7 protein-coding genes are annotated in these 8,109 nt (G+C 30.5%); 5 read left to right on the top strand and 2 right to left on the bottom strand.

All coding sequences use genetic code 11. The features are described from left to right. Positions 1-84: 84 nt before the first annotated feature. Together J2Z42_RS12645 and J2Z42_RS12640 are read right to left on the bottom strand one after the other, a co-directional pair. Positions 85-1,038 (bottom strand): HAMP domain-containing protein, encoded by a 954-nt coding sequence (locus tag J2Z42_RS12645; RefSeq protein ID WP_209703136.1) that lies wholly within the window; start codon positions 1,036-1,038, stop codon positions 85-87. A gap of 13 nt (positions 1,039-1,051) precedes the next feature. After that, positions 1,052-2,068, bottom strand: coding sequence for a sugar ABC transporter substrate-binding protein (locus J2Z42_RS12640; protein WP_209703135.1), 1,017 nt, complete (start codon positions 2,066-2,068; stop codon positions 1,052-1,054). Positions 2,069-2,307: 239 nt separating this feature from the next. Between J2Z42_RS12640 and J2Z42_RS12635 the strand changes: the two genes are divergently transcribed. The 5 genes from J2Z42_RS12635 to J2Z42_RS12615 all read left to right on the top strand — a co-directional run bounded on the left by J2Z42_RS12635 (position 2,308) and on the right by J2Z42_RS12615 (position 8,070). Next, positions 2,308-2,721: a MarR family winged helix-turn-helix transcriptional regulator gene (locus tag J2Z42_RS12635; protein ID WP_209703134.1), complete on the top strand. Its 414-nt coding sequence runs from the start codon at positions 2,308-2,310 to the stop codon at positions 2,719-2,721. Between the two features lie 528 nt (positions 2,722-3,249). After that, positions 3,250-4,026 carry a short-chain-enoyl-CoA hydratase gene (locus tag J2Z42_RS12630; protein WP_209703133.1) on the top strand — a complete coding sequence of 259 codons (777 nt, stop codon included), beginning with the start codon at positions 3,250-3,252 and terminating at the stop codon, positions 4,024-4,026. 46 nt (positions 4,027-4,072) lie between these two features. Continuing rightward, the gene (locus J2Z42_RS12625) at positions 4,073-5,620 is read left to right on the top strand and encodes an acyl CoA:acetate/3-ketoacid CoA transferase (RefSeq protein WP_342590029.1); all 1,548 of its coding nucleotides are present in this window, start codon (positions 4,073-4,075) and stop codon (positions 5,618-5,620) included. Between the two features lie 34 nt (positions 5,621-5,654). Beyond that, complete coding sequence (locus tag J2Z42_RS12620; RefSeq protein WP_209703132.1) at positions 5,655-6,794, top strand: acyl-CoA dehydrogenase family protein; 1,140 nt, start codon at positions 5,655-5,657, stop codon at positions 6,792-6,794. Between the two features lie 241 nt (positions 6,795-7,035). Further along, on the top strand, positions 7,036-8,070 hold the full coding sequence (locus tag J2Z42_RS12615) for an aldose 1-epimerase (protein WP_209703131.1): 1,035 nt from the start codon (positions 7,036-7,038) through the stop codon (positions 8,068-8,070). The last annotated feature ends 39 nt before the right edge of the window (positions 8,071-8,109 follow it).

Here is an 8,109-nt window from a genome sequence, read left to right as displayed (position 1 = left end):
AATCTTCATGTAAAAAGAACAAATGACAAACTGCGACCATTTTAACAAATGGCCGTTTATTTTTGTACATATACACTTGGTAGTTTATCGCTTACAGTCTAATTCATTATTTGTATTATTTATAGCATCTACAATATTTTTCATTATATCAGTTTGTTTAGTTGAAACTGTACTTATTGATACAATAGATTCTGATATAGATTCATTTGCTTTTGCATTTTCATTCATATTGTATGCTAGTGTCTCGGAACTTTTGCTTACTTCATAGCTTGCTTTATTAAATGTAGTTATGACAGATAGAAGTTGTTTTTGCATATTTATAAATGCATTATTTAATTCTCCTAGTTCATCTTTTGACTCTATAACTTTGATATCATTATTTAAAACACCTTCGGAAACATTATTGGCAAGTTTAACTAATGATTTAAGCTTTTTACATATAGAATCCGAAAAATATATAGAAAATATTATACTAAATAGAGCAAATATTATAAGTATAATAATTCCTAATGTAAAAGTTATATTGGTTTTATGCTCAAGTGCAGACTGTAAATAATATAAATTTTGAAATTCTGAGGAATTTAATTCAGATATTATATTATTTATAAAAGAGTTGTCCAATATAATTTCGTGATTTATGTTAGAAGCAGAAGCCATATTACTATTTTTTATGTAATTAGTTCCTGTATTAGTTAACTGTATTAAATCTTTGGTGACATTTTTAAGTCTAGTATATATTTCTTTACTATTTTCATTATCTATACTATTATCTAAAAAATAAGTTATTGTATTCAAATTATTTATGTCGCCTTGAACCTTTTTTTGAAGTGATGTATTACCAGAAGTCATTTGATTGAACAATTTTGTAATATCATCTGAAGTATTTTTTATTTCTCCTTCTAAAATGATGTTGTTTGTCATATTTCTATATTTATTTTCAAGGTTTATTGTATTAGCTATAAAAATACAACTTGTTATAAGCATCATTATGATTATAATTGAAAACACACTTATGAGTTTAGTTTTTATACTATTCATTTTTATCACTTCCTTAATTATTTACATTACTTTTGTTTATAATATTAGTATCTATAATTATATTGTTTGAAACTTGTTTTTTATTAATTAAATCAATCATTGCTTCTGCTGATTTTTTCCCAATAGAAGTAGGACTTTGTTCAACTGAAACTGTTAATAATCCATTTCTTATAGCTTGTTTACCAGCATCCGTAGCATCAAATCCTGTTACAATCAGGTTAGATATATTGTTTTCTTTAGCATATTGTATAACTCCAAGGGCAGTATCATCATTTCCACATATCACAACATTTATATCTGGATGTTTACTAAATTGCTCTTTTGATATACTATACCCCAATTCCTTTTTCCATTTTCCGTCTACAGTATCAACAATATTCATATTACTATTTTCTTTAAGAGCTTTAAGTGCTCCAGAACATCTTTCACGTGCATTTTGTTGAGCTAAATCACCAGTTATAATAAGTACATTAGATTTTGAATTTACATTGCTAATTGCATATTTAATGGATTGATATGAAGCATTTTCATTGTTAATGCCCACAAATGGTACAGGAGTGAAATTATCTTTTTTAGCTTCTGCACTATCAATTAAAGTATCTATATTTAATATAGGAATCTTGCTTTCCTGTGTGCTTTTTAGCGCAGGAATGATAGAGAGATTATTAGCAGGTACAATTATAATTCCACTTACTTTTGATTTAGTGTATTGTTTAACGAGTTTAATTTGTTCATCTACATTTTGTTCTGGATCTTTAGGACTATCAATTATGAAATTATAGCCGGCATTTTGACAAATATTTTTTGCAGCATTTGCAATACTTTCTAGAAAATGATCACCTTGAACTTTGTAAATAAAAACAATAGTTTTTTTATTAGATTTTAAAGCCTTTACACTATTACTAGAATTATTATTCATTGTTTTAGAAATAAAAGTATCAATTTTTTGATCTTTAGTGGATCTTACACATGCAGAAGAAAAAATAATAGTAGATATGAGTAATAATATAAGTAAAAAAGTTTTTTTCATGAAAAATTCCCCAAATGATATAAATATATATAGATTATATCACATAATTATCATATTATGAATAAAATATGGTAATGTTATGGTAAACATATTAAGCGTTAGAACAAAATTTAATTAATATTATCCAAAAAAATGTTTTAAATTAACCATAAATTTGTTCGCTAACGAAATATTGATTTGCAAAAGATATTGAATTACAATATAATGAGTATATTAAATATATGAGAGGTAGAATTATTATGGAACTAAACGAATGTATTAACTTTTTATTAACAAAGGCACAGCACACTGTATTTCAATATTTAAAATCTGAACTTGTGAGGTATGACGTCACTCCAGTTCAGTATGGAATATTAAAATGTCTTTGGAGTGAGGATGGCCAAACGCCTAAACAGATTTCAGATATTTTGGGACTGGACGGTTCCACAATTACTGGGCTGTTGGATAGGATGGAAAACAAGGGACTTTTAAAAAGGGCAGAAAATCCTGAAGATAGAAGGACACTTAAAGTTATTATAACTGACAAAGGACTTAAACTTAGAGAGCCTATAGAAGTGGTAGTAGAAAAAATGAATATACATATAATGGAAATATTTACAGAAGATGAACAACAACAATTTAAAAATTTTTTAAGGCAGATAATAAACCGCTGATAACACCGCAATTTTCTATCAAAGTTGGGGATAAACATGGTGGTACACATGGACAAACTTTTCTAAAGTTAAGTTTGAAAAAGTTAAGTTTGAAAAAGTAATTTTTATAAGTGAACTACATATTAATCTAAGAAGTACTGGATGAAGAATCGTTGATATAGAATACTATATTGACGATTCTTTATTTTTTTATAAATAGTGAAATTATTTTTTAAATAAGAAAACTTTTTACTGGCTTCAGAACAGTCAGTAAAAATGAGCATATCAAATCATATGAAGCTTATACCATATGAATCTATGGTTGGTGGGAGTATATGTATTGCAGCTACCATAATATATGGATTTTTAAAGCAAAAAATTATCATAAAATTATCAGCATATATTAATTATATTAGCAATAATTATATAATATATATAAAATATTGATATTTTTTTAAGCAATGGTTGACAAATCATTTGTATGCAATTAAAATATAATTAAACGTTATCATCAATAGCAAATATAAAAAATTCATGGGGGTAATTTAAATGGAAAATGTTATTTTAAAAGAAGAAAATGGTATAGCAGAGGTTACTATTAACAGACCAAAGGCACTTAATGCGTTGAATAGTGCAACTTTAAAAGAACTTGGACAGGTAGTAAATGAAATATCAGATAAAAAAGAAATTAAAGCAGTAATAATAACTGGAGCAGGACCAAAATCTTTTGTAGCAGGTGCTGATATAGCTGAAATGAGTAAATTAAATTCTATAGAGGCAACAAATTTTTCAAGACTTGCCCAGAATGTATTCTCCCAAATTGAAAACTTACCTAAACTTGTAATAGCAGCAGTTAATGGATTTGCACTTGGCGGAGGTTGTGAGCTTGCTATGGCATGCGATGTAAGATTTGCTTCAAAAAAGGCTAAATTTGGACAACCTGAAGTTAATTTAGGAATACTCCCAAGCTTTGGCGGAACTCAGAGACTTCCAAGATTAGTTGGAAAGGGAATAGCGAAAGAATTAATATTTTCTACAGATATGATAACTGCTGATGAAGCATATCGTATAGGACTTGCAAACAAGGTTTACGATCCTGATGAACTTATAGAAAAATCAAAAGAATTTGCAAATAAAGTAATGAGCAAATCTCCATGGGGTGTTAGACTTGCAAAAGCTTCTATAAATAATGGATTGGATGTTGATTTAGAAGCTGGCCTCAAATATGAAGCAAACTCATTTGGACTATGTTTCTCGACAGAGGATCAAAAAGAAGGAATGAGTGCTTTTCTTGAGAAAAGAAAAGCTAATTTTAAAGATTGCTAGAAAATAATACTTATTACAAAATATTAAGTCAAAGGAGTGGTTTGAGGTGAAACTTATAAAACCTGCTGATGCAGCTGAAATGGTTAAAGACGGAGATGTGATCTCGACAACTGGATTTGTTGGAAGCTTATGTGCTGAGGAACTTACAATAGCACTTGAAAAAAGATTTCAAGAGACAGGTCATCCAAAAAATTTAACTTTAGTTTATTCAGCAGCTCAGGGAGATGGCAAAGGCAAAGGTGCAGATCATTTTGCACATGAAGGGATGACGAAAAGAGTTATAGGTGGTCACTGGAATTTATCGCCTGCACTAGGAAAGATGGCAGTAGAAAATAAAATCGAAGCTTATAATTTCCCTCAAGGTACGCTTTCTCAATTATTTAGAGATATAGCAGGAAAAAGAATCGGGACTATAACCCACGTTGGATTGAATACATTTGTTGATCCTAGAATACAGGGTGGAAAGTTAAATGATGTAACTAAAGAAGATTTAGTAAAAGTTATAAATATTGAAGGACAAGAAAGATTATTATATAAAGCTTTTCCTATAAATGTATGTTTTATAAGAGGAACTTATGCTGACGAAAATGGCAATATAAGTTTGGAGAGGGAAGTAGCATCAATAGATGTCTTATCTGTTGCTCAAGCATGTAGAAACAGTGGCGGAACTGTTATAGTACAGGTAGAAAAAGTAGTAAAAGCAGGTACCTTAGATCCAAGGCTTGTTAAAATACCTGGAATATGTGTAGATGCAGTTGTAATAGGCAAACCTGAACACCATGAACAATATTTTGGATGCAGTGGGTTTGATCCAGCATTAACTGGAGAAGCAAAAGTTCCACTGGAAAGTATTGAATCACCTGTACTTAATGCAAGAAAAATAATAGCAAGAAGGGCGGCTATGGAGCTTACACCAGATACTGTAGTAAATTTGGGAATAGGAATACCAGAAGTCATATCGCTTGTTGCCAATGAAGAAGGAATAGGAAGTTATATGACAATGACAGTTGAGGCAGGACCTGTAGGAGGTGTGCCTGAAGGCGGTACAGGATTTGGAGCTTGTGTAAATCCTGAAGCAATTTTAGATGAAGGTTACCAGTTCGATTTCTATGACGGCGGCGGAGTAGATATAGCATTTTTAGGACTGGCTCAGGCAGATAAAGCCGGAAACATAAATGTAAGTAAATTTGGTCCTCGTATAGCTGGTTGTGGTGGATTTATAAATATAACTCAAAATGCTAAAAGAGTATTGTTTTGCGGTACGTTTACAGCTGGAGGACTTAAAATAAAGACTGGAGACGGGAAACTTGAAATACTGAATGAAGGCAAAGTTAAAAAATTCCTGGATGAAGTTGAACAAATTACATTCAGTGGTGAATATGCAATAAAAACTAAACAGCCTGTTACTTATATAACTGAAAGAGCAGTATTTGAATTAAAAGAAGATGGATTTTATCTTACAGAAATAGCACCTGGAGTTGATCTCGAAAAGGATATTTTAAGTTTAATGGAATTTAAACCAAAGGTTGATAAAAATTTAAAACTTATGGATGAAAGAATTTTTCATGATGAGTTAATGGGATTAAAAAAATAAAATCTAAGCTATAACAAAATAGGAGGAAAAGTATATGAATTTTGAATTATCAAAAGAACAAGAACTTGTACAAAAAACAGCAAGAGAATTTGCAGAGAAGGTACTTAAACCAATAGCAATTGAAAATGATGAAAAAAGTGAATTCCCTATAGAAGCTTATAAGAAAATGGGCGAAATGGGACTTATAGGACTTCCATATCCAAAGGAATATGGCGGTTCAGGAGCAGATTATTTATCTTATGTAATTGCAGTTGAAGAAATATCAAAAGTACATGCATCTGTAGGTATATCTTATTCAGTAACTACATCCTTATGTGCAGGTGGAATAATTAATAATGCTTCAGAAGAACAAAAGAAGAAGTATCTTCCAGATATACTTTCTGGAAAGAAGTTTGGCTCTTTTGGAATGACAGAACCAAACGCTGGATCTGATGCATCTGCAGCAGAAACAACAGCTAGAAAAGAAGGAGATTACTATATATTAAATGGTACTAAATGCTTTATTACAAATGGACCTCTTTCAGAGACATTCCTTGCATTTGCAATAACAGATAAAAGCAAAGGACCTAAAGGAGTATCAGCATTTATAGTAGAGAAAGGATTCCCTGGATTTTCAATAGGTAAAATTGAAGACAAGTGTGGAATAAAGGCAGCCCAGGTATCAGAACTTATATTCAAGGATTGCAAAGTTCCTGCAGAAAATTTAGTAAGCGAAGAAGGTAAGGGACTTAAAATAGCACTCAGCACACTGGACGGAGGAAGAATAGGCGTAGCAGCACAGGGACTAGGAATTGCAGAAGGTGCTTTTGAAATAGCAAGAAAGTACATGATGGAAAGAATACAATTCGGCAAACCAATCTGCAAAAAACAATATCTTGCATTCAAGATGGCAGAATTACAGCTTGAAATAGAAGAAGCTAAATATATGGTATATAAGGCAGCGATAGATAAGCAGGAAGGAAGACCATATTCAATACCAGCAGCTAAAGCAAAAATAGCTTGTACAGATGCAGCTATGCATGTAACAACAGAAGCTGTACAGATGCTTGGAGGAAATGGTTATATGAAGGAATACCAGGTTGAAAGAATGCTTAGAGATGCTAAGATAACTCAGATATATGAAGGAACAAATGAAATACAGAAGCTTATAATAAGTGGACAGCTTTTTAGATAAATTTAATTTATTTAAGTTGCTAAATTCATAAATCCAAAATTCTAGAAAAGGTAGAACTATGTTAACTTTACAGAGTTCTACCTTTTTAATTATTAATATAAATAATTAAAAAATTTACTTGAATACGATTGCAAAAAGTTTTATTATACATTATAATGATATTAACTCAATAGTTATTGATAAGAAATGCACACGTGTACATTTTATGAATTTATTCTTAAATAGAATTGGAGATGTCAATATGGGTACTGAAAAAAATGATAATGCTTGTATAAAAGAGACCACCTGGATGGGCAAAAAGTGCATAAGATTTTATGCTGGTGGATATGAGGCACTTATGATTCCTGAAGTTGGTGCAAATGTAATGCAACTTAAAGACACCGTGAGAGGTTTAAATTTACTTAGAACACCTCCTGATAATATGGATTTTGAGAAATTTAAAAATAGACCGCAGGTTTATGGACTGCCAATTTTATTTCCGCCTAACAGAATAGAAGATGGTAAATTTAAAGTAGGAGATAAAGAGTACAAGTTCCCTATAAATGAACCTAAAAGAAATAATTATATACATGGTTTTATAAAGAGTGAAAAATGGGAAGCAAGTAGAATAGAAATTTTAAATAAAGAAGAGATCGAGGTAGAAGCAATATTTAATTATACGAAAGATCATGAATTTTACAAATATTTTCCACATGAATTTCAAGCAAAATTAACTTACAATTTATCAAACAAAGGCCTTAAGCAAACCACTAGTGTTATCAACAAAAGTTCTTTAAAAATGCCTCTTGGAATAGGCTTTCATACATCTTTTAATATACCATTTCACCCTGAAAGCAGTGAAAGTGACTGTAAGTTAATAGCATCTATAGATAAGAGATGGGAACAGGATGACAGGAATTTACCTACAGAAAAAATTTTAGATCTGACAGCTGACGAAAAAAAATATCTTCATGAAGGAATTGTTCCTAAGGGATATCCAATAGAATCACATTATATGTTGAAGCCTATGAATTTTAATGGACATGAGTTTAAAGGAGCAATTTTTGAGGACAGGTCTAAGCAACTTAGGTTGGTATATGAAATGGGAAAAGATTATAAACACATAGTTATATGGAATGATATGGGTGATAAGGAATATGTTTGCGTTGAGCCACAGACATGTATGATAAATGCACCAAATGTAAATATGGATGATAAAATAACCGGATTTAAAACTTTAGAGCCAGGTGAATTATGGAGTGAGGTATGCAAAATATATTTGGAAGAAATCAAATAATCTAAATATTAACAATCTAATTTATGCACACGTTAATAA

This window comes from Clostridium algifaecis, assembly GCF_017874415.1.
Lineage (GTDB): Bacteria > Bacillota > Clostridia > Clostridiales > Clostridiaceae > Clostridium_B > Clostridium_B algifaecis.
Note: the sequence above shows the minus strand (reverse complement) of the source record. Positions and strands in the feature narration are given on the sequence as shown.